Raw genomic sequence first — 20,422 nt, forward strand, 5'->3', positions numbered from 1 at the left:
TGCGGCCGTCACTTGCTCATGCCGGAGGTGAGGCCGTTGATGATCTGCTTCGTCGCCAGCAGGAACAGCACCACGAGCGGGATGGTGGCGATCGTGAGTCCGGCGAACAGCTGCGGCCAATCGGTCGAGTACTCCCCGAAGAACCGGGTCAGGCCCACGGGGAGCGTGTACGAGTCGCGGTCGCGCAGCAGGATCAGCGGGTAGAAGAAGTCGTTCCAGACCGGCACGAACCGGAAGACGATCACGGTCGCGAGCGCCGGGCGCACGAGCGGCAGCAGGATCTGCAGGAACGTGCGCAGCGGTCCGGCGCCGTCGATGCGCGCGGCCTCCTCCAGCTCGATCGGCAGCGCCCGGAAGAACACCGTCAGCACGAAGGTGGTGAACGGGATGCCGAGGGCACCGTATACGAGGATGAGGCTGAAGACGTTGCTCGTCATCTTGAGCGCGTCGAGCAGATAGAACAGCGGCAGGATCGCCAGGTGCACCGGCAGCATGAGGCCCGAGAGGAACACGGCCTCGATCCCGCGGAAGAACTTCGCCCTGGCCCGCGCGAAGGCGTAGGCGGCCAGCACCGACACGACCGTCGTGACGATGACCGACCCGACCGTGACGGTGATCGAGTTGACGAAGTACGTGTCGAACGAGGCGGTGATCCACGCGTTCTGGAAGCTCGTGAACGTCGGGGGGACGGGGAGTCCGAGCGGCTCGGTGGCAATCTGCTGCTGCGTGCGCAGAGAGTTGTTGACCATGAGCAGCAGCGGACCGATCGCGACCAGCGCGTATCCCCACAGGAACACGTTGGCGAGGAGCCGGCCCACGAACGGGGTGTCGTTCGTGCGCCGGGAGCGGCGCCGCGGGGCGGAGGGCCGGCCGGAGACGATCGCCTCGGTGGTCGGCTCCTGACGGGTGTCGAGGGCGGTGCTCATCAGAACAGCTTTCGTTCGGCGCGGCGCATCGTCGTCGTGATGACGACGGAGATGACCATGATGAAGATGAACAGGACGGTCGCGAGGGCCGAGGAGACCCCGATGGAGTTCGGGTTCCCGGACTCGAACGCGGTGCGGTAGAACAACAGCATCATCACGTCGGTGGAGCCGGCGGGAGCGCCGTTCGACCCGGCGAGCGCGAACGGGATGGCCATCGCCTCCATGCTGCCGATGAAGGTGAGCACGGTGATGATGCCGATCGTCGGCGTGAGCATCGGGAGGGTGATGTAGCGGAAGCGCTTCGCGGCCGTGGCGCCGTCGAGCGACGCCGCCTCCTCGATCTCCTCGGGGATGCCGCCGAGGGCGGCGCCGTACAGCAGGATCGGGAATCCGATCCACTGCCAGGCGCTGACCAGCACGATGACCCAGATCGCGAGCTGCGGATCGCCGAGCCACGGCAGCGCGAGGCTCTCCAGGCCGACCCCGCGGAGGATCGCGTTCACCGGCCCGAACAGCGGAGACAACATCAGCGACCACAGGTAGCCGATGACCATCGGGCTCACGAGGTAAGGCAGGGCGAAGATCGTCTGGAAGAACCGCTTGGTGCGCTTGCGGCGGTGCAGCAGGGTGGCGATGCCGAGGCCGAGCGAGTTCTGGAAGACCAGGGCGCCGGCGAAGAGCAGCAGGTTGTGGCCGAACGCGTTCCACAGCTCGGACGCGTAGGGCTCCTTGGTGAGGAGCGTGAGGTAGTTGCCGATACCGGCGAACCCACCCTGCTTGGTGCCCTGCCAGTCGAAGAACGAGTAGCTGAGCGCGGCGAGCATCGGGTAGAGGATCAGCACCGCGAAGAGCACGGCGGCCGGGAGCACGAACAGCGCGGCCGTCGGCGTCGACAGCGCAATGCCGGTGCGGGGGCGCCGGCTCTTCGGCGGGCGCACGGGGAGGGTCAGAGCCATGGGGGGGGTCCTTCGCTCGTGGTGGGGCGCCGGATGCGGCGCCCCACCACGCTCGGATCAGGAGGAGGGGGTGAACCAGGTGGAGATGCCCGACTGCAGGTCGGCGCCCAGCTGCTCCGGGGTCTTCTGACCGAGGAACATGGCCTGGATGTCCGGGCCGAGCACCGCGGTGCCGGTCGGGTCGCCGTAGCGGAAGTCGACGAGCAGCAGGTACGGAGCCGGGTTGGCGGTGTACTGCTCGTTCATCTCCTGCATGAGCGGGTCGGAGTACTCCACCCCGGGGAGCGCGGAGAACTGGTCGACCTCGTCGGCGACGAGCTGGCCGAACTCCTTCGTCGTCATCCAGTTGAGCAGCTCGGTGGCCGCCTCCTGGTTCTCGCTGGCCGCGTTGATGCCGAAGCTGCCGTCCGCGTAGCCCGGCGTGACCGCGTGGTCGAGCGCGCTGTCGGGGGACGGCGGGACCTCGTAGACGCCCCACTCGGTGTCGGGCGCGGAGCTCTGGAACGTGGGCAGGTCGAACGAGCCGCCGGGCCACTGCGCCGCCTGGCCCGAGGTGAACTGCAGGACGGCGTCGGCGACGGCGATCGCGTTGACGTTCTTGTCGAGGTACTTCTGCATGTCCTGCACGATCTGCAGAGAGGACACGTAGGCGGGGTCGGTGAAGTCGACGTCGCCGGCGAGCACCTTCTCCTCGAAGTCCGCACCGCCGTAGTGGGCCGAACCGACGATGTCGTGGAACATCGGCAGGACCCAGTCCTCGCGGGCGCCGAGCGCCATGGGGGTGACGCCCTCCTTGAGAAGGGTCTCCTGCAGCTCGATGAACTCGTCCCAGTCGGTGGGCTCCTCGAGGCCCATCTCGTCGAACATGGTCTTGTTGTAGAACATCTGCATGGTCTGGTACGCGAAGGGGACGCCGTAGGTCTTGCCGTCGTCCTTGCCCTGGGCCGCACGCAGGACCGTGGGGTCGAACTGGTCGAGACCGTCGACGATGTCGTCGATCGGCACGATCTGCTCCGACTGGATCGCCGACTGCACGCCGCCGTAGGCGCGCAGCATCGCGATGTCCGGACCGTCGCTGCCCTCGAGGCCGGTGGCGAGGATCTGGTTGTACTCGGTAGGCTGGAAGCCCTCGAACTCGATGGTGACGCCGGGATGGGACTCTTCGTAGGCGTCGAACACGGCCTCCCACTTCGGGGACGACGAGGCCTGCCAGGACCAGATGGTCAGGGTGACATCATCCTGACCATCGCCGCTCGAGGCTGCGGGCGCGCAGCCGGCGACGGCGAGTCCGGCGACCAGGATCCCTCCGGTGAGAGCGAGGCGGACGGGGCGGTTTCGCATGGTGTTCCTCTCGGGTGACGTCTTCGTCGCGGCACGGGGACGATGCCGACACTGCCACTGTGGGCAATCTCTTACAAAAATGCAAGCGTTTCTGAAAATTCCTACCGAGTGCGGACCCGACCTGCCATCATGGGCTCGTGCCGAACAGTGTCGTGACAGCCATCCATCAGCGCCTCTCCGCGCTCACCCCCACGGAGCGCCGCATCGCCGAACGCGTGCTCGCCGAACCGCAGGCGGTCCTGGAGAACTCCATCACCCGCCTCGCCGAGGAGTGCGGGGTGTCGGTCGCCAGCGTCGCCCGCTTCACCCGCAGCCTCGGGTTCCCCGGGTACCCCGACCTGCGGATCGCCCTGGCCGGAGAGCTCACGCGGAGCGCGTCCGAGCGCGAGCGCTTCCAGGTGTCCGCGGGCGATGTGAGCCGCCACGACGACGCCGCGACCACGGTGCGCAAGATCGCCTTCGCGGAGGCCGAGGCCATCGAGCGCACCGCCCGCCAGCTCGACATCGCCGAGCTGGAGCGGTGCGTCGCCGTGGTCCGCGGCGCGCGTCGTATCGACATCTACGGCGCGGCCTCCAGCGGACTCGCCGCGCAGGACCTTGAGCAGAAGCTCCATCGCGCCGGCCTCGTCGCCCAGGCGCGGACCGACCACCACCTCGCCCTCACCGGCGCCGCGCTCCTGGACGATCGGGACGCCGCGATCGCCATCTCGCACTCCGGCCGCACCCTGGAGATCGTGCAGGCGGCCGAGGTGGCCGCCGCCGCCGGCGCCACCACCATCGCCATCACCAACAACCCGCGCTCGCCGCTCGCCCGCGCGTGCGCGCACACCCTCGTCACGGCGGTGTCGGAGTCGACCTTCCGCTCCGGCGCGATGGCCAGCCGCATCGCCCAGCTCACCGTCCTCGACTTCCTCTACACGCGTATCGCTCAGGCCGACTACGACCGGATCTCCGCGAACCTCCAGCGCACGCACGACGCCGTCACCGCTCACAGAATCGATTGATCATGCAGCTCGGAATCGACCGCCTCCTCCACGACGACCTGACGCAGCCGCAGCGGAACCGCCTCCGGGGCGCCCGCCTCGGGATGGTCACGAACGACCTGGCCCTCACCTCGACCCTCGCCCGTGGACGCGCAGGTCTCGCGGACGCCGGCTTCCCGCTCACGCTCCTCTTCGGCCCCGAGCACGGCCTCGACGGCCGGGCCAGGGAGGGAGAGCTGATCGGGGATCTCCGGGACACGCTGACCGGGCTCCCGGTGCGCAGCCTCTACGGCGCGGACGTGCGTCCCGCGGCCGCCGACCTCGCCGACCTCGACGTCGTGCTCGTCGACCTTCCCGACGTGGGCGCGCGTTTCTACACCTACATCTGGACGATGAGCCATGTGCTCGAGGCGTGCGCCGACGCGGGCGTCGCCGTGATGGTGCTCGACCGCCCGAATCCGCTCGGCGGACGCCTGGAGCAAGCCGAGGGGCCGATGCTCGACGAGGCGGCGAACTCGCTCGTCGGGCGGTGGACGATGCCCGTCCGCCATGGTCTGACGATCGGCGAGCTCGCGCGGCACTGGGTGCGCACGCGCCGGATCGACGTGGAGCTGCACGTCGTCGAGGTGCAGGGATGGACGCGCGATCAGACCGCCCTCGGCCGGCAGGAGCTGACCTGGATGCCGCCCTCGCCGAACCTGCCCAGCGCCGCGACCGCCCTGCTATACCCCGGCACGTGTCTGGCCGAGGGCGTGAACGTCTCCGAGGGTCGCAGCACGGCTGTGCCCTTCCGCGTCGTCGGCGCCCCGTTCATCGACGCCGAGGAGTACACGACCGCGTTCGTCGAGCTCGCCCTTCCCGGCGTCACCGCCTCCCCCTACGGCTTCACCCCCCTGGTGCGGGATCACGCCGGCGAGGCCTGCCAGGGGCTCCTCCTGCACGTGACCGACCCGGCCGCCTTCCGGCCGGTGCACACCGGCGTCCGCCTGCTGTCGCTGCTCGCCACCCTCTACCCCGAGGCCCTGGCCGAGCGGGCGCTGGTGCCGATGCCCGGGGAGTCCGACTGGTCCCCTCTGGAGAAGCTGTTCGGGGTCGAGGGCGCCTTCCGCCGGATCACGGCGGGCGAGTGGGACGAGCCGGAGTCGCTCGCGGTGCCGGACTGGCCGGGGCTCGTCGACGCCGACCTCCTCTACCGCTGACCGGCAGCCGCGCGGACGTCAAGGGGATGGCGGCGCGCGCGGCCGCCGCGCAGGATGGCCGGTATGACGGACGACGGCCCCGCGCCCACCGCGGACGGACACCACATCGTCGTGAACGGCCGGCGGTGGCGCGCCACCGATCCGTCGATCCCCGAGAACCTGCGGCAGGAGCTCGTCGACGAGCTCATGGCCGCACGGCGCGCGGTGAAGGCGGCGGAGCCCGACGCCCGCCGTCGCGTGCAGGATGCGAAGACCGCCCTCGGCGAGCGGGGTGCCCCGTGGTGGGAGGAGCCCTCCTCGGCGCAGGCCGAGGAGCGGATCGCCGCGACGATGCGCGCCCTCACCCGGAAGCGCGCGGACTCGTCGATCTGCCCGAGCGACGTCGCCCGCGCCGTCGGCGGCGCGGAGTGGCGCGACCGGATGCCCGACGTGCGCCGCGTCGCCGCCGACCTGGCGTCCCGCGACGTCGTGGTCGTCACGCAGAAGGGCGAGCCGGTCCAGATCACCGACTCCCGGGGTCCCGTCCGGATCCGCCGCGGCCCCGCCCTCTGAACACCCCGGTCGCTCGACGCCGACGGCGCGCCGTCACCGGGCGTTCACCGTCCGCGGCCAGACTTCGACCATGACCTCACCCGATCCCGCGGCGGGCGCCCCCGAGCCCGTGGCGACAGCGAACAGCGGCGCCGTGGCCGTCGTCGGCCTCGATCTGCGCGGAGACACCCCCGCGCCTCGGAAGCAGGTGTACTCCTGGGCGCTGTGGGATTGGGCGACGCAGCCGTTCAACACCGTCATCCTCACGTTCGTCTTCACCGCGCTGTACCTCGTCAGCGCGTCGTTCCTGCCGCCGGAGATCGCCGCCCTCGACCCGAGCGACCCGGTCCGCGTCGCCGCGGAGGCCGACCTCGCCTCCGGTCTCGGACTGGGTTCGACGATCGCCGCCCTGGGCATCCTCCTGCTCGCCCCCGTCCTCGGTCAGCGCGCCGACGCCGCCGGACGACAGAAGCTCTGGCTGGGCATCGGCACCGGCGCTCTCATCCTCTGCATGCTGGGACTGTGGTTCGTGGAGCCGCAGCCGGCCCTGTTCTGGCTCGGCGTCGCGCTGATCTCCGCCGGTTCCGTGTTCGGCGAGATCGCCGCGGTGAACTCCAACGCCATGCTCATCGGCATTGCGAACCCGAAGAACGTCGGCCGCATCTCCGGCCTGGGCTGGGGCTTCGGCTACCTCGGCGGCATCATCGCCCTCGTCATCGTCGTCCTGCTCGACACCTTCGACTGGTTCGGCATGTCCACCGACAACGGCCTCGCGTACCGGCTCATCGCCGTGGGATGCGCGGTCTGGGCGATCGTCTTCAGCATCCCGATCTTCCTCAACGTGCCGGAGCCGTCGCTCGGGCGGCCGGAGCGCAAGGTGGGGTTCTTCCGCTCCTACGTTCTCCTCGTCCAAGACGTGATCGGCCTCTACCGCGACCCGCAGACCCGGTCGACGTTCTGGTACCTGCTCGCCAGCGCCGTGTTCCGCGACGGCCTCGGCGGGGTCTTCGCGTTCGGCGCCATCATCGGCACCGCGGTGTTCCGGTTCGGCACGCAGGACATCATCGTCTTCGGCATCGCCGCGAACCTCGTCGCCGGCGTCTCGACCATCATCGCGGGGCGCCTCGACGATCGCCTCGGCCCCAAGCGGATCATCCTCGGCTCGATCGGATCGATGGTCGTCGCCGGCCTCGCCGTGTTCCTGCTCCGCGACGCCGGGTCGCTCGTGTTCTGGATCGGCGGCCTCGTGCTCTGCGCCTTCGTCGGCCCGGCGCAGGCGGCGGCGCGCTCCTTCCTCGCCCGCGTCACCCCGGCAGGCCGGGAGGGCGAGATCTTCGGTCTCTACGCCACGACCGGCAGGGCCGCGAGCTGGATGGCCTCGGCCGCCTGGACCGTGCTGATCGTCTCGACGAGCCAGACCGCCTACGGGATCCTCGGCATCGTCATCGTGCTCATCATCGGGTTCCTGCTCCTGCTCCCGGTGAAGGCGCCGCGCTGAGCCCGGGCGTCGGACGGGTCGGGCGGGAGTAGCCTGACCCGGTGACCGTCGTCCTCGCCTTCCTCGCCAACATCCTCGTCGCGATCGCGAAGACGGTCGCCGCCGTCATCACCTCGTCCGCGTCGATGGTGGCCGAGGCCGCGCACTCCTGGGCGGACGCGGGGAACGAGATCTTCCTGCTCATCGCCGACCGGCGCGGCGCGAAGACCAAGGACGCCCGGCATCCGCTCGGCTACGGCCGCAACGCGTTCGTCTGGTCCCTCATCGCGGCGTTCGGCATCTTCACCGCGGGCTCGATCGTCTCGATCATGCACGGCATCCAGGAGCTGTCCGACACCGGCCCCGTGGAGAGCCCGGTCGTGGCGTACATCGTGCTCGGCATCGCCTTCGTCCTTGAGGGGGCGTCGTTCACGCAGGCGATGGTCCGCTCCCGTCGGCTGGCCCAGGAGCGCGGATCCTCCACGTGGGACTTCGTGCTGGAGACGAGCGACACCACGCTCCGGGCGGTGTTCTTCGAGGACTCCGCCGCCCTCATCGGCCTCGTGCTGGCGGGCGGATCGATCCTCCTGCATCAGCTCACCGGTGTCGCCGCGTGGGATGCGATCGGGTCGATCCTCGTCGGGATCCTGCTGGGCGTCGTCGCCGTGATCCTGATCGGACGGAACATCGCGTTCCTCGTCGGCACGTCGGTGTCCCCCGCACTGCGCTCGCGGGTGGGCACGGCCCTCCTCGGCATGGACGACATCGAGCGGGTCACCTACCTGCACATCGAGTACGTGGGGCCGAACCGGCTGTTCCTCGTCGCCGAGGTCGACCTCGCGGGCGATGCACGCGAGCACGATGTGGCCCGTCGGCTGCGGGAGGTGGAGCGGCGGATCGAGGCGCACGACGCGGTCGAGACCGTCGTGCTGTCCCTCTCGGTGGACGACGAGCCCTCGCTGGACTTCGCCCGCGCGTGAGGCCGGTCAGGCGCGCCAGTTGTCGGCGAGCTTGGTGAGCAGCCGCGCGAGCTCCGTGCGCTCCTCCGGGGTGAACGACTCGAGCGCGCGGCCGAGCAGCTCGCGGCGTTCGCCCCGCATCCCGCGAGCGAGCCGGCGCCCCTCGTCGGTCAGCGCGATGCGGGTGCGGCGGGCGTCGTCCGGATCGGCCTCGCGCCGCACGAACCCGGCCTGCACGCCCTGCTGCACGAGCCGGGATGCCCGCGGCTGATCCACGCCGATCGCCTGCCCGAGCGCACTCACGCTGAGGGGTTCCGGCGCGGCGGCGAGGGCTTCGAGCATGCGGAGACGGGCCGGTCCGCCGAGGCGGCCGCCGTCGGCCATCCACGGCGGCATCCCCGGGTGACCGCGGTGGTGGGCGAAGTGCTCACGCGGGTCTCCGTGGGGCCCGTGCCCGTGTGCACCGCGGGGCCCGCCGTGCTCGCGGCCGCCGGGTCCGGGTCGACGTCCGCGCAGTCGGGAGAGCGCCTGCGCGATCGCTTCGGCGGCGTCGGGGGACGCGGGGTCGATCGGATCGGTGGCCATGTCCCGATTTTACATGCAGCTTGACATGCGTTTACTTTCCATGTCACACTGCATGTACATGCACAGTGACATTGATATGTCGGATGACATCCGTCATCGGTGCACCACAGACCACGAAGGATCACCATGAACACCACTGCAGACAGCACTTCTGACAACACCTCCCGCCCGTTCGGTTTCTGGCTCAAGGCCGTCGACCGCCTGATGGCACAGGACTTCGCCACCGCTTTCGCCGCGGAGGGCGCGACCCGCCGCGACTGGCGGCTGCTGAACGTCGTCGACGGGTCGGTCCCCGCGCGCCGCCCGCTGAACGCGCACAAGCTGCACGATCTCGTCGACCGCGGCTGGGTCGAGGTGGACGGCGACGGATGGGCGCTGACCGACGAGGGCCGCGCGGCGAAGGAGCGCCTCGGCGCCACCGTCGACGGCATCCGCGCGAAGGTCGCCGGCGCGGTCTCCGACGAGGAGATGGCGACGACCCTCGCGGCGCTCGAGAAGATCGCCCGCGCCTTCGGGTGGGACGAGGAGACGCCTCTCCCCCGGAAGCAGCGCCCCGGGTTCGGCCCCCGGCACGGCTTCGGCCGCCGGCACGGCTTCGTGCACGGGCACGGCTTTGGTCGCGGGGAGGGCTTCGAGCCCCGGCACGGCTTCGGCCCCGGGGACTTCGAGCCCCGGCACGGCTTCGAGCCCCGGCACGGCTTCGACCCCCGGCACGACGGCGACGAGGAAGGCGGGTACCGCGGACGCGGTCACCACGACGGTCACGACCACCGCGACCACGGTCACGCACACCGCGGCCACGGCCACGGCCACGGCCACGGCCATCGGGCGCAGCGGATGGCCGAGCGCGCATTCGAGCGCGGCTTCGACGCCGGATTCCGCCACGGCCACGCCGCCTGACCTCACCTCCTCGAAGCGCCCCACCGGAACCCCGGCTGGGGCGCTTCCGCGTGCCGCGCCACCCCCTCCGGGATCACTTCCGCCCCTCCCGAGCGCACTCGAGGCACGTCTTCGATCCCCCACCCGCACCCCAGCCCGACCCGAGCCGAGGACGCAGGCGAAGCGCCCTGAGCCGAGACGGGATCAGAGTCGCGCCTCCTAAGCCGTTCCGAGGCACGTTCTCGATCCCCCCTCGCGGCGACGCGCGCACCCACTCTTCGGACGGGATCAGATTCACCCCTCCCGAGCGCCTCAGCGGCACATTTTCAATCCCGCACGGTCATCCAGGCAGAGGGCGAGGAACGAGGCGTCCGGTGGAAACACAAGGGCCCGAGGTAGTGAGGCGACGGGGCGTCATGGTGTCTCCTCGGTGGATCCGGCTGCGAAGGCGGGTGCGCGGATCAAGAACGACCCTTCCGACGGACCCCGCGGCCCGATTCTCATCCCGCACGCAAGGAGGGCAGGGTCCGACCATCGGACGGGATCGAAAACGACCCTTCCGACGGACCCCGCGGCCCCTTTCTCATTCCGCACGCAAGGAGGGCAGGGCCCGACCGACGGGCGGGATCAGAAACGGGCCTTCGAAGCGGGATTGCGGTGCATTCGTGATCCCGCAGCCGGGGGACCGGGCGCGGGGCCCCGCACGCGGGATGGGGCTACAGGTCGAGGAGGGCGAGGGCGGTGTCGGGGCCGCCCGCGTCACGGAGGCGTGAGCGCATCGCGGCCGCCGCAAGCGCATACGGCTTGTCGCTCCGCAGGAGGAGCGACCGCGCGTTGGCCTGCTCATTGAGGGCGACGAGCTCGAACGCCAGCACCTCGACGTCGGCCGCGCCGACCTCCCCCTCCGCGGCCGCGAACCGCAGCTGGGCCTCGATGTATCCGTACCAGTCGACGAGGGCTGCCCGCACGGCATCGCTCACGGGACCGGGCTTGGAGTCGACGTCCGCCGCGGTCGCCGCGAAGAAGCAGCCGCCGGTGAAGACGCGGTCCTTCGAGTAGACCAAGGCATTGTGGAGGAGCGCGGCCAGGCGGTGCGCTCCCCTCGGCTGGGCCCGGGCGGGCTCGATGATCCGCTCGACGAAGATGTCCCGAGCGGCGGCGACCGTCGCGAGCTGCAGACCCTCCTTGCTCTGGAACAGCGTCGCGATGCTGCTCTTGCTCGACCCCGAGGCGGTCGCGAGGCGTCCGATCGTCACGCCGTCCAGACCCTCGACGGAGGCGAGGTCGGTCGCACTCTCCAGCACGATGCGGCGGGAGGCGTCGCCGCGCGCCCGCCGACCGTCCAGCATCACAGCATCCATCATGCCCCTAGTATACGAACGATCGTTCGCCTACTATACGGATGATCGTTCGTATAGTTCGGTGAAGGAGCCTCCATGCCGTCCGCGTCCACTCTTCTCGTCCGCACCCTCCCGGCTGTGGGACGCCTCTCCCCCCGCCTCGCCGGAGATCTCGCCTACCGACTGTTCTTCTCCACCCGCCCACGGATGGCCGTGCGTGCCGCCGACGTCGCCACCCACGACGACGCCCGCCGCGGGACGCTCCTCGTGCGCGGCACCCCCGTCACGACCTACACGTGGGGCACGGGTCCGCGCACCGTGCTGCTCCTGCACGGCTGGCGGGGCCGCGCCTCGCAGTTCGCCCCGCTCGTGCGGGAACTCGTCGCCGAGGGATTCCGGGTCGTCGCCTTCGATGCCCCGGCGCACGGCTCCTCCGGCGGGCGGCACACCGATATCCGCGACTGGGTCGATGCCGCGGAGCAGCTGGACCGCACCCACGGCCCCTTCTCCGCTCTCATCGGACACTCCTTCGGCGGGCTCGCGGCGCTGACCGTCGCCCGGTCGTCCGGCTCGGTCCCCGCCGTCGCCGTCGTCGCCGGGGCCGCCGCACCCGAGGCGTTCCTCGCCCAGTTCGTCCGTGACCTCCGGCTCGACCCCGCCACCGCAGGCCGACTCCGCACCCGCTTCCACCGCCGCCTCCGGCTTGATCCCGCCACCGCCACCGAACGGTACGACGCGGCCGCCCATCCACTTCCCACCGGCACCGCACTGCTCGTCGTGCACGACCGGAGCGACCGCCGGATGCCCGACCACGACGCCCTCCGGCTGCATGCCGCCCATCCCGGCCGCTCCCGTCTCGTCCGTACGGTGGGTCTCGGTCATACGAGAGTGCTGTCGGCCGATCCGACCCTCGACGCGGTGGTCGCTCTCGTGACCGGCGGGCTCGACGCCGTCGATGCGCTCGGCACCGCGACGGGACGAGCCGCCACCGACGCTGCACCGGCCGACCCGCCTGCCGCCCTTCGGAGACCTACACCCGGGTCGGCAGGAAGCCCGCGCCCGGGTCGGCGGCCGCGAACGGCAGCCCGACAGTGGTGATCAGCACGACGAGCGTCACCACGGCCGCCGCGAGCAGGAGGAAGAGCACGACGAAGACGACGACCGCGAGCATCCGGTAGCTGCCGGTATCGGCGACCTCCGGGGCGATCGATCGCTGCGCCCAGTCGTCCGCAGCCGCGGCGGGCTGCTCGCCCTGGAGGATCGCGGGCGTCGGACGGGATCGCTCCGAGCGACGGGTCGGTGCCGGAAGCGCATCGCCTGCGGCTTCGGGTGCGGCCAGCAACCCCTCCGGGATCGGCGTCTCCGGCGGTGGAGGCGGGATCACGGCGTCTGCCGGCGGGATCACCGCGTCGGCGGGAGCGATCTCCGGCCCCGAAGCATCCGGCGGCGCCGCCCCCTCGGGCACCGCAGACTCGTCGGAACCCGTCCCGCTCGCGTCGCTCATGTCAGCCTCCGACGGCTCCGATGTCGGTCACTCCCACGTCGGTGCGGTGGAAGTTCTGGAACGAACGGGACGCCGTCGGACCCCGCTGACCCTGGTAGCGGTTGCCGTAGGGGCCGGAGCCGTACGGGTTCTCCGCCGGCGAGGTGAGCCGGAAGAAGCAGAGCTGCCCGATCTTCATGCCGGGCCACAGCTTGATCGGCAGCGTCGCCACGTTCGCGAGCTCCAGCGTCACATGCCCGGAGAAGCCCGGGTCGATGAAGCCGGCGGTCGAGTGGGTGATGAGCCCGAGGCGACCGAGCGACGACTTCCCCTCCAGCCGCGCGGCGATGTCGTCCGGCAGGGTGACCTGCTCGAACGTGGCCCCCAGCGCGAACTCGCCGGGGTGGAGGATGAAGGGCTCGTCCGGGTCGACCTCGATCAGCCGCGTGAGCTCTGGCTGGTCGGCCGAGGGATCGATGAACGGGTACTTGTGATTGTCGAAGAGGCGGAAGTAGCGGTCCAGTCGCACATCGATGCTCGACGGCTGGATCATCTCCGGCGCATGCGGTTCCAGGCCGACGCGGCCGGAGGCGAGTTCTGCTCTGATGTCGCGATCGCTGAGAAGCACGGCACAAGCCTAGTCATGAGCGACCCGCGCTTTGGCCATCCGGCCCGCGGCAGGTAGGCTTGCTCCACCTGCTCTCGGGCGGGTGCGGGGCTGTAGTTCAATGGTAGAACTTCTGCTTCCCAAGCAGACAGCGCGGGTTCGATTCCCGTCAGCCCCTCCATATGTGATTTCCACAGCTGATCCGGACATCCCGGAGATACTCCAGACCGGAGCTCGCCTCCTGCGCTCCCGCGGTTGCCCGCTTGTTGCGTCGATCCTCCCTGATGACGCTGATGATGCTGACGGTCGTCGCGATGAGCAGCAGGGTCTGGAAGGTGGCCTGGAATGGGTCAGGGTTCTCGGAGGAGTGAGCTTGCGGCAGGGGGGCATCCAGGGTCCCGCGCCCGAGGCGAGGTAGGGGACATCGCCGAGCTACGAGCGATGCCGCGAAGAACGCCGCATCGTGCCGCAAGGTACGGGCCACTCCCGGACGGATGGTTCGTCGCCGAATCGCGACCCTGCCGTTCCGACCCCGACGTTCCGTGGCGGGGCTCCGGGTGTACCCGTTCTCAGGCAGACTGCCGGCCGGAGGCCGAGTTCATCCCGATGTCCGACGGCACCTGGAATAAGAATGCGCCGTGGTGGTCATCCGGCCCAGGGATCACAGCAGTTCGGCCACCAGCTGCTGAATGCGCGCGCGGATGTCGTCGCGGATGGGGCGGACTGCGTCGATTTCCTGTCCGGCCGGGTCCTCGAGCTTCCAGTCCTCGTAGCGCTTGCCCGGGAAGAACGGGCAAGCGTCGCCGCATCCCATCGTGATGACGACGTCAGATGCCTGCACGGCTTCGGTTGTGAGCACCTTGGGTTGCTCGGCAGTGATGTCGATGCCGAGCTCGCTCATGGCCTCCACGGCAATCGGGTTGATCTGGTCGGCTGGCATGGAGCCAGCGGAGCGCACTTCGATGCGGTCGCCGGCGATGTCACGGAGGAAACCGGCGGCCATCTGTGAGCGTCCGGCGTTGTGGACGCAGACGAAGAGGACCGAGGGCTTGGTGCTCGTGGTCGTGTCAGTCATTGGTGCTCCTGGTGAGAGGCGTGGTCAGTGGACGAGGTCGTCGACGAGTGCGCGAACGCGTTGGGCGATCTCGTCGCGGATTGCCTCGACGCCTTCGCGGGAGGCGAGGGCGGGATCGCCGACCGCCCAGTCGTCATAGCGGACGCCGGGAATGATGGGGCAGACGTCGCCGCACCCCATGGTGATGACGACGTCGGCCGCGCGGACGGCATCGTCGGTGAGCGGCTTGGGGAATCGCTCAGCAGCCCGGTCACCTTCGATCTCCGCAAGGAGCGAGCGGACGTGGGGGTGCACGACGTCGGCGGGAGCGGAACCGGCGGAGCGCGCGACGACCTTGCCGGGGGCGAACTGGTTGAGGAGTGCGGCGGCGAGCTGCGACCGTCCCGCATTGGCGACGCAGACGAACAGCACTTGCGGGAGAGCGGAGTCGCGGTCTCGGGTCAAGTCCGCGAGCCGTTGCCGCGCGAAGCGCTCAGTGAGAGGGATGAGCGTCGAGGTGACGCGGGCGGTCCGCGCGAGCGCGGTGTAAGACTCTCGGACGGTCGTGAGGACGACATCTGGGTCGAGCTCGGGCACTTCTGCCGCGAGTTCTTCGGCGAGGCGGGTCACGCGCGCGTCGAAGTCCGGCCGTAGCGGGCTTTCTTCGTCGACGGTTCCGGGCGCGACCGAGGCCGGCGCGAAGGAGTCCAGCAGCGCAGTCACGGCGCTGCGCCGGCTCGGGTTGATGCGATACCAGACCCAGGTTCCGCGTCGCTCGGATGTGAGCACGTCGACGTCCTTGAGCACCTTCAGGTGGTGCGACACGGTGGGCTGGGACACGTCAGCGAGCTCGGCGAGATCGCACACGCAGGATTCTCCTCGCGGGTCGGAGGCGATGGCCGACAGCATCCGTAGGCGCAGCGGATCCGACAGCGCCTTCAGCGTGGCGGCGACTGTGGACGCTGCTTCCAGCCCGATGGCGTGCGTCGCGACCGGACTGCACGTGTCGATGTCAGTCGTTGCAGTGACGTTCATGACTGCATCCTCTCAGCGGTGTACGGGTCGGTGTGGAACCAGCGGCGGGCCGCCCAGAGGGAGACGTACACGAGCCCGACGAGAACCGGGACTTCGATCAGCGGGCCGACGACTCCGGCGAGGGCCTGACCGGAGGTCGCTCCGAAGGTGCCGATGGCGACGGCGATGGCGAGCTCGAAGTTGTTGCCGGCCGCCGTGAACGCCAAGGTCGATGAGCGGGCGTAGCCGAGCCCGAGTGCTTTCCCGGTGAGCAGGCCGATGAACCACATGACCGCGAAGTAGGCCAGCAGCGGGAGCGCGATCCGCGCGACGTCCCACGGTCGGCTGGTGACCTGTTCCCCCTGGAGAGCGAAGAGCAGCACGATGGTGAAGAGCAGCCCGTAGAGGGCCCAGGGGCCGATCTTCGGCAGGAAGCGGTCTTCATACCAGTCGCGTCCCTTCGCACGCTCTCCGATGAGGCGAGAAACGAAGCCGGCGATCAGAGGGATGCCGAGGAAGATCAGGACGTTGAGTGCGATCTGCCAGACCGAGATCTCCAGGCCTTGCGAGTCGAGCCCGAGCCAGCCGGGAAGGACGGTCAGGTAGAACCATCCGAGCAGCGAGAATGCGACGACCTGGAAGACCGAGTTGATGGCGACCAGAACAGCTGCCGCCTCCCGGTCACCGCAGGCGAGGTCATTCCAGATCACGACCATGGCGATGCAGCGCGCGAGCCCCACGATGATGAGTCCCGTGCGGTACTCGGGCAGATCGGGGAGGAACGCCCAGGCGAGGACGAACATCAACGCGGGCCCGACGAGCCAGTTGAGCACCAGCGACGAGATGAGCAGTCTCTTGTCACCGGTGACCGCGGCGACTTTGTCGTAGCGGACCTTCGCGAGGACCGGATACATCATCACCAACAGGCCGAGCGCGATGGGAATGGAGATCCCCCCGAGTTCGAGACCGGCCAGGAGATCGGAGACGCCGGGGATGAAGCGGCCGACGAGGATGCCGCCGACCATGGCGAGGCCGATCCAGAGTGGCAGCCACCGGTCAAGGGTGGACAGACGCCGAGTGGTCGAGGCGGTGGTGGGCACGGTTACGGTGCTCATACGAGGGCCTCCTCTGCGGCGGTGTCAGCCTCGATGGGTGCGGGTTCGTCAAGCGCGGCGAGGTAGTGCTGGGCGTCCTGAGCCGCGGCGCATCCGGTGCCCGCTGCAGTGATTGCCTGACGGTACGTGTGATCCACCAGGTCGCCAGCAGCGAAGACTCCCGACACGTTCGTGCGGGTGGAGGGGTGGTCGACGAGGACATATCCATCGGCGTCGGTATCGACGAGCCCGGTGACGATCTCGGAGCGCGGGTCGTGGCCGATGGCGACGAACACTCCAGTAGCGAGCAGTTCCCGCTCCGCACCGGTGACGGTGTCGCGGAGTGTGACCGCTTCGACCTTCTCGCCGCCGACGAGGCCCCCGACTTCCGTGCTCCAGGCGACCTCGATCTTCGGGTGGTCGAGGACACGCTGGGCCATGATCTTCGATGCGCGGAACTCGCCGCGGCGGTGCACGACAGTCACCTTCGATGCGAAGCGGGTGAGGAACAGCGCCTCCTCCATCGCGGAATCCCCGCCGCCGACGACGACGATCTCCTGGTCACGGAAGAAGAAGCCGTCGCACGTGGCGCACCAGGACACACCGCGGCCGGTGAGGCGCTCCTCGTCTGGCAGTCCGAGCTTGCGATAGGCGGAGCCCATTGTGAGAATGACGGAGCGAGCGTGGATGGTGTCCCCCGCGCCGGTCTCGATGGTCTTGGTGCGCCCGTCGAGGTCGACCCGGATCGCGTCGTCGAGGAGGATGCGGGCACCGAAACGCTCCGCCTGCAGGCGCATCGACTCCATCAGCTCGGGCCCCTGGACGCCGTCGACGAATCCAGGGAAGTTCTCGACCTCGGTCGTCGTCATCAGCGCACCACCCGCGGTCACGGAACCGGCAAGCACCACGGGCGCGAGGCCTGCACGCGCGGCGTAGACGGCCGCCGTGTACCCTGCGGGCCCGGATCCGACGATCACGAGCTCAGCTTCTTGTATCGACATGCGTCTATATTGACACTCATCGATTCCAGCGGCAAGCCTTGCGTGACTACGCTTCCCCTTTTGCCGACTCGCGTTCGAGATCCTCGAGAACCTCGAAGGGGGACTCGACATCTCCACGCCACGCTTCGATTCCCTCGCGAACTGCGAGGACAGCGACAATGAGCGCGGCGACAGAATCGGCCCACCACCAGCCGAACAGAGCATTGAGAATGAGGCCTATGAACACCGCTCCTGAAAGGTAGACGCAGAGGATCAGTTGCTTTGCGTCGGCCATCACGCTCGTCGACTCAAGCTCCCGTCCGGTGCGAACCTCAAACCATGCGAGGAGCGGCATGATGAGCAGGCTCAGCGCAGTGAGGCCCAGTCCGAGAGGACTGCGTTCTGGACCTTCCTGGCCAACCAAGCTCATCACTGCATCGACAGTCACGTAAGCCGCCAAAGCGAAAAACGCCAGGCCTATCGCACGCACGGTGACCTTCTCCCAGCGCTCGGGGTCCTTCCTCGTGAACTGCCAGGCGATCGCGGCGGCCGATAGGACTTCGACCACCGAGTCGAGGCCGAAACCGACAAGAGCCGCCGAGGAGGCGAGCGCACCCGCCCAAATCGCGACTATCGCTTCAACGACGTTGTACGAGATCGTGAACGCGACGATGAAGCGGACCCGACGATGGAGCTTTGACCGCCGGGCGACCGCTACCGAAGCGCTCACGAGTCCGCACTCTGCGCGCAGCATCCCGACACTTCACAAGAGGCATCTTCACACGGTGCACTCTCGTCAACAGCCAACGTCACGTCGAGCAGCCTCTTGAGGGCTGCTGCCAGATGCGGGTCGGCGATCTCATAGCGCGTCTGGCGACCTTCCGGTTCCGCGACGACGATCCCGCAGTCGCGCAGGCACGTGAGGTGATTCGACACGTTCGAGCGAGAGAGTTCCAGCGACCGAGAGAGCACTGCGGGGTAGCTCGGCGCATCAAGCAACGACATCAGTATGCGAGAACGTGTGGGGTCAGCCATGGCGCGGCCGAGTCGATTCATCACATCGAGGCGCGAAGCAATAGTCAGCACGCAATGACTATACATCGCTTGCTGACCATTCCCAGGCCCGCCGCCCAGCGGTACGAGCCAGAGGTTTACGCGCCGAGCACGTTCAGACTCGATTGGCTACGAGATGACGGTGACGGGCCGTGCACCGATCTGGATGGTTGATGGCGCCGCACAGCAGCTGCCCGCGTTGGCGTCGAAGTCGCCGGCACCCCCGCACACGCCGGTGTCGGGGAGGACGAGTTCGCTGCGCCCAGCGGCTTCATGATCTCCCGCGAGGTGCGCGGCGACACTCCGCACCTGCTCGAATCCGGTCAACGCGAGGAAGGTCGGCGCCCGGCCGTACGACTTCGCCCCGACGATGAAGAACCCCTGCTCCGGTTGCGCGAGCTCACTAGCACCCGTGGCGGACACGGATCCGCAGGAGTGGATGTTCGGGTCGATCTCGGACGCGATTCCTGCAACCGCTTCGAGCGCCGGATCGAGGTTGATCCGCAGTTCGCGCAGGATCCCGGTGTCCGGCCGGAAGCCCGTGAGCGCGAACACGCGCCCGACACCCGTCACCTCGCGCCCGTCCTCAGCGACCACCGCGAGACTGTCAGCAGCCTGCCGGAACTCGGCAACACGGAATCCGGTCACCAGATCCACGACGCCTTCGTCGACCAGCTTGCGTGCGCGCGAGCCGAGCGCGGCACGCTCGGGAAGTTCGTCCCCGGCGCCGCCCCCGAAGACGTTCGCCGCGCTCCCTCGACGGAGCACCCAGGTGACGCGGGTACCAGGGGCCCGACGCGCCAAATCGCTCAGTCGCAGAACCGCGTGCGCGGCAGAGTGCCCCGCACCCACGACGACCACGTGCGAACCAGCGAGCCCTGACACATCGACCGGGATGCGGTACGAGATCCGGTCGGATGCCGCGGCTTCCCCAAGCGCAGGATAGCCATCCGCGCCCGCTGGATTCGGAAGCGTCCAAGTACCACTCGCGTCGATGACGGCGCGAGCGAGGACCCGAGACTCCTGCCCATCAGCGCCGACCGCGTGCACGACGAAAGGCTGGCCCTTTCGCCCGCCGTCGACCACCTTGTCACGACCTTGACGAGCGACTCCCGTAACGGTGGTCGCGTAGTGAACCCGCTCACCCAAGGCATCCGCCAGGGGCGCGAGGTATCTGTCCACCCATTCGGCGCCGGTCGGGTATCCCGAGTCGGGTGCGGTCCATCCGGTCGATTCAAGAAGACGACGTGCCGCGGCGTCAGTGAGCTCCGGCCACGCCGAGAAGAGGCGCACATGCCCCCACTCGGCAACCGCAGCAGCAGGCCCCTGCCCGCGCTCAATGACGATCACGTTCTCGTCGCGTTCGACAAGGTGCGCCGCTGCAGCGAGACCCTGCGGGCCGGCTCCGATGACGACGACAGGAAGCTCGGACATCACATCTCCTCAGATTGACAAACATCAATATCAAGACTGTCATACATCTATCGATGATTGTCAATACGTGCCAAAATAGCTCCGTGAGCTTGCCAACGACAATCGAAGCGACCAGCTGCTGCGTTCCGCCCATAGCGCCGTCGATGACCGTCGCGGACGCTGAACGCGTCGCCAAAGTCTTCAAGGCGCTCGGCGATCCGACGCGGGTCCGGCTCTTGTCTCTCATCGCCGCCGGAGCCGGCGGGGAAGCGTGCATCTGCGACCTGACCGAACCCGTGGGACTCTCACAGGGCACGGTGTCCCATCACATGAAACTACTCGTGGAAGCGGGACTGGTCACGCGTGAGCAACGCGGCAAGTGGGCCTACTTCGCTCTGGACGCCGAGGCGATGGATGCTGCCGCCAGTGCGCTCCGCGCGGTGTGACCAGCGCACCGAGCAGGCCGGAGCCAGCTCTTCGTGATGCCCGCCCGAGCGGGCGGGCGCCCGACCGGCATCCATCGAAAGAGGGAGACTTCCCTCCATCGT

The 20,422-nt window shown here is 69.1% G+C and carries 22 protein-coding genes and 1 tRNA gene; 9 read left to right on the plus strand and 14 right to left on the minus strand.

Translation table 11 applies throughout. The annotated features are described in order from the left end of the window. Nucleotides 1-8: 8 nt before the first annotated feature. The 3 genes from DW296_RS10930 to DW296_RS10940 are packed head-to-tail and all read right to left on the minus strand — an operon-like array spanning nucleotide 9 to nucleotide 3,223. Entirely contained in the window at nucleotides 9-926 is a 918-nt protein-coding gene (locus DW296_RS10930) for a carbohydrate ABC transporter permease (protein ID WP_062765614.1), read from the minus strand. Further along, nucleotides 926-1,882, minus strand: coding sequence for a carbohydrate ABC transporter permease (locus tag DW296_RS10935; protein WP_025102684.1), 957 nt, complete (start codon nucleotides 1,880-1,882; stop codon nucleotides 926-928). The genes DW296_RS10930 and DW296_RS10935 overlap by 1 nt, the downstream gene beginning before the upstream one ends. Nucleotides 1,883-1,939: 57 nt before the next feature. Then, the gene (locus DW296_RS10940; RefSeq protein ID WP_025102685.1) at nucleotides 1,940-3,223 is read right to left on the minus strand and encodes an ABC transporter substrate-binding protein; all 1,284 of its coding nucleotides are present in this window, start codon (nucleotides 3,221-3,223) and stop codon (nucleotides 1,940-1,942) included. Nucleotides 3,224-3,360: 137 nt separating this feature from the next. Between DW296_RS10940 and DW296_RS10945 the strand changes: the two genes are divergently transcribed. From DW296_RS10945 to DW296_RS10965, 5 genes are all read left to right on the plus strand, one after another. Then, entirely contained in the window at nucleotides 3,361-4,227 is an 867-nt protein-coding gene (locus DW296_RS10945; protein ID WP_062765617.1) for a MurR/RpiR family transcriptional regulator, read from the plus strand. A 2-nt stretch (nucleotides 4,228-4,229) separates the two neighbouring features. Then, complete coding sequence (locus tag DW296_RS10950; RefSeq protein ID WP_136052256.1) at nucleotides 4,230-5,405, plus strand: exo-beta-N-acetylmuramidase NamZ family protein; 1,176 nt, start codon at nucleotides 4,230-4,232, stop codon at nucleotides 5,403-5,405. Nucleotides 5,406-5,468: 63 nt separating this feature from the next. Further along, nucleotides 5,469-5,957 carry a DUF3253 domain-containing protein gene (locus DW296_RS10955; protein ID WP_240743065.1) on the plus strand — a complete coding sequence of 163 codons (489 nt, stop codon included), beginning with the start codon at nucleotides 5,469-5,471 and terminating at the stop codon, nucleotides 5,955-5,957. Nucleotides 5,958-6,027: 70 nt separating this feature from the next. After that, on the plus strand, nucleotides 6,028-7,434 hold the full coding sequence (locus DW296_RS10960; protein ID WP_025102689.1) for an MFS transporter: 1,407 nt from the start codon (nucleotides 6,028-6,030) through the stop codon (nucleotides 7,432-7,434). Nucleotides 7,435-7,475: 41 nt separating this feature from the next. Continuing rightward, a complete protein-coding gene (locus tag DW296_RS10965) occupies nucleotides 7,476-8,393 on the plus strand; it encodes a cation diffusion facilitator family transporter (protein WP_071329309.1) in 918 nt (305 codons plus the stop codon). Nucleotides 8,394-8,399: 6 nt separating this feature from the next. Here the strand turns inward: DW296_RS10965 and DW296_RS10970 are convergent, their stop codons facing one another. Continuing rightward, entirely contained in the window at nucleotides 8,400-8,957 is a 558-nt protein-coding gene (locus DW296_RS10970) for a MarR family winged helix-turn-helix transcriptional regulator (protein WP_240743066.1), read from the minus strand. A 126-nt stretch (nucleotides 8,958-9,083) separates the two neighbouring features. Between DW296_RS10970 and DW296_RS10975 the strand changes: the two genes are divergently transcribed. Continuing rightward, nucleotides 9,084-9,857 (plus strand): MarR family winged helix-turn-helix transcriptional regulator, encoded by a 774-nt coding sequence (locus DW296_RS10975; protein WP_136052258.1) that lies wholly within the window; start codon nucleotides 9,084-9,086, stop codon nucleotides 9,855-9,857. 695 nt (nucleotides 9,858-10,552) lie between these two features. Here DW296_RS10975 and DW296_RS10980 read toward each other — a convergent pair. After that, nucleotides 10,553-11,200 (minus strand): TetR/AcrR family transcriptional regulator, encoded by a 648-nt coding sequence (locus DW296_RS10980; protein WP_136052259.1) that lies wholly within the window; start codon nucleotides 11,198-11,200, stop codon nucleotides 10,553-10,555. A gap of 72 nt (nucleotides 11,201-11,272) precedes the next feature. Between DW296_RS10980 and DW296_RS10985 the strand changes: the two genes are divergently transcribed. Then, nucleotides 11,273-12,274: an alpha/beta fold hydrolase gene (locus DW296_RS10985; protein WP_136052260.1), complete on the plus strand. Its 1,002-nt coding sequence runs from the start codon at nucleotides 11,273-11,275 to the stop codon at nucleotides 12,272-12,274. Here DW296_RS10985 and DW296_RS10990 read toward each other — a convergent pair. Together DW296_RS10990 and dcd are read right to left on the minus strand one after the other, a co-directional pair. After that, nucleotides 12,207-12,680 carry a hypothetical protein gene (locus tag DW296_RS10990; protein WP_136052261.1) on the minus strand — a complete coding sequence of 158 codons (474 nt, stop codon included), beginning with the start codon at nucleotides 12,678-12,680 and terminating at the stop codon, nucleotides 12,207-12,209. The two genes, DW296_RS10985 and DW296_RS10990, sit on opposite strands and share 68 nt — an antisense overlap. Before the next feature lies 1 nt (nucleotide 12,681). Further along, nucleotides 12,682-13,287, minus strand: a complete 606-nt coding sequence (gene dcd, locus DW296_RS10995; protein WP_136052262.1) for a dCTP deaminase — start codon at nucleotides 13,285-13,287, stop codon at nucleotides 12,682-12,684. Between the two features lie 86 nt (nucleotides 13,288-13,373). Between dcd and DW296_RS11000 the strand changes: the two genes are divergently transcribed. Then, nucleotides 13,374-13,447: transfer RNA gene (locus DW296_RS11000), tRNA-Gly, on the plus strand. 480 nt (nucleotides 13,448-13,927) lie between these two features. Here the strand turns inward: DW296_RS11000 and DW296_RS11005 are convergent. The 7 genes from DW296_RS11005 to DW296_RS11035 form a co-directional block, all read right to left on the minus strand. Further along, a complete protein-coding gene (locus tag DW296_RS11005; RefSeq protein ID WP_136052263.1) occupies nucleotides 13,928-14,341 on the minus strand; it encodes an arsenate reductase ArsC in 414 nt (137 codons plus the stop codon). Nucleotides 14,342-14,365: 24 nt separating this feature from the next. After that, nucleotides 14,366-15,355, minus strand: coding sequence for a metalloregulator ArsR/SmtB family transcription factor (locus DW296_RS11010; RefSeq protein WP_136052264.1), 990 nt, complete (start codon nucleotides 15,353-15,355; stop codon nucleotides 14,366-14,368). Further along, nucleotides 15,352-16,449, minus strand: coding sequence for an ACR3 family arsenite efflux transporter (arsB, locus tag DW296_RS11015; RefSeq protein WP_136052265.1), 1,098 nt, complete (start codon nucleotides 16,447-16,449; stop codon nucleotides 15,352-15,354). The genes DW296_RS11010 and arsB overlap by 4 nt, the downstream gene beginning before the upstream one ends. Continuing rightward, complete coding sequence (gene trxB, locus DW296_RS11020) at nucleotides 16,446-17,429, minus strand: thioredoxin-disulfide reductase (protein WP_136052266.1); 984 nt, start codon at nucleotides 17,427-17,429, stop codon at nucleotides 16,446-16,448. Before trxB ends, arsB begins: the two co-directional genes overlap by 4 nt. A gap of 46 nt (nucleotides 17,430-17,475) precedes the next feature. After that, entirely contained in the window at nucleotides 17,476-18,138 is a 663-nt protein-coding gene (locus DW296_RS11025; protein ID WP_240743067.1) for a cation diffusion facilitator family transporter, read from the minus strand. Further along, complete coding sequence (gene cmtR / locus DW296_RS11030) at nucleotides 18,135-18,494, minus strand: Cd(II)/Pb(II)-sensing metalloregulatory transcriptional regulator CmtR (RefSeq protein ID WP_136052268.1); 360 nt, start codon at nucleotides 18,492-18,494, stop codon at nucleotides 18,135-18,137. The genes DW296_RS11025 and cmtR overlap by 4 nt, the downstream gene beginning before the upstream one ends. Before the next feature lie 96 nt (nucleotides 18,495-18,590). After that, on the minus strand, nucleotides 18,591-19,895 hold the full coding sequence (locus DW296_RS11035; protein WP_136052269.1) for an FAD-dependent oxidoreductase: 1,305 nt from the start codon (nucleotides 19,893-19,895) through the stop codon (nucleotides 18,591-18,593). Between the two features lie 53 nt (nucleotides 19,896-19,948). On the opposite strand from DW296_RS11035, the gene DW296_RS11040 reads away from it, so the two are divergent. After that, nucleotides 19,949-20,320 (plus strand): ArsR/SmtB family transcription factor, encoded by a 372-nt coding sequence (locus DW296_RS11040; protein ID WP_205807946.1) that lies wholly within the window; start codon nucleotides 19,949-19,951, stop codon nucleotides 20,318-20,320. Nucleotides 20,321-20,422 lie beyond the last annotated feature (102 nt).

It is taken from the genome of Microbacterium sp. K36 (assembly GCF_004794355.1).
GTDB lineage: Bacteria > Actinomycetota > Actinomycetes > Actinomycetales > Microbacteriaceae > Microbacterium > Microbacterium paraoxydans_D.

Excerpts from the sequence above, each read along its gene's own strand:
- trxB (WP_136052266.1), bottom strand. The coding sequence starts at position 17,429 with ATGTCGATACAAGAAGCTGAGCTCGTGATCGTCGGATCCGGGCCCGCA.
- DW296_RS10980 (WP_136052259.1), bottom strand. The coding sequence starts at position 11,200 with ATGATGGATGCTGTGATGCTGGACGGTCGGCGGGCGCGCGGCGACGCC.
- arsB (WP_136052265.1), bottom strand. The coding sequence starts at position 16,449 with ATGAGCACCGTAACCGTGCCCACCACCGCCTCGACCACTCGGCGTCTG.
- DW296_RS10935 (WP_025102684.1), bottom strand. The coding sequence starts at position 1,882 with ATGGCTCTGACCCTCCCCGTGCGCCCGCCGAAGAGCCGGCGCCCCCGC.
- DW296_RS10970 (WP_240743066.1), bottom strand. The coding sequence starts at position 8,957 with ATGGCCACCGATCCGATCGACCCCGCGTCCCCCGACGCCGCCGAAGCG.
- DW296_RS10940 (WP_025102685.1), bottom strand. The coding sequence starts at position 3,223 with ATGCGAAACCGCCCCGTCCGCCTCGCTCTCACCGGAGGGATCCTGGTC.
- DW296_RS10950 (WP_136052256.1), top strand. The coding sequence starts at position 4,230 with ATGCAGCTCGGAATCGACCGCCTCCTCCACGACGACCTGACGCAGCCG.
- DW296_RS10960 (WP_025102689.1), top strand. The coding sequence starts at position 6,028 with ATGACCTCACCCGATCCCGCGGCGGGCGCCCCCGAGCCCGTGGCGACA.
- DW296_RS10990 (WP_136052261.1), bottom strand. The coding sequence starts at position 12,680 with ATGAGCGACGCGAGCGGGACGGGTTCCGACGAGTCTGCGGTGCCCGAG.
- DW296_RS10975 (WP_136052258.1), top strand. The coding sequence starts at position 9,084 with ATGAACACCACTGCAGACAGCACTTCTGACAACACCTCCCGCCCGTTC.
- DW296_RS11010 (WP_136052264.1), bottom strand. The coding sequence starts at position 15,355 with ATGAACGTCACTGCAACGACTGACATCGACACGTGCAGTCCGGTCGCG.
- DW296_RS10955 (WP_240743065.1), top strand. The coding sequence starts at position 5,469 with ATGACGGACGACGGCCCCGCGCCCACCGCGGACGGACACCACATCGTC.
- DW296_RS11035 (WP_136052269.1), bottom strand. The coding sequence starts at position 19,895 with ATGTCCGAGCTTCCTGTCGTCGTCATCGGAGCCGGCCCGCAGGGTCTC.
- DW296_RS11005 (WP_136052263.1), bottom strand. The coding sequence starts at position 14,341 with ATGACTGACACGACCACGAGCACCAAGCCCTCGGTCCTCTTCGTCTGC.
- DW296_RS10930 (WP_062765614.1), bottom strand. The coding sequence starts at position 926 with ATGAGCACCGCCCTCGACACCCGTCAGGAGCCGACCACCGAGGCGATC.
- DW296_RS11040 (WP_205807946.1), top strand. The coding sequence starts at position 19,949 with ATGATTGTCAATACGTGCCAAAATAGCTCCGTGAGCTTGCCAACGACA.
- DW296_RS10985 (WP_136052260.1), top strand. The coding sequence starts at position 11,273 with ATGCCGTCCGCGTCCACTCTTCTCGTCCGCACCCTCCCGGCTGTGGGA.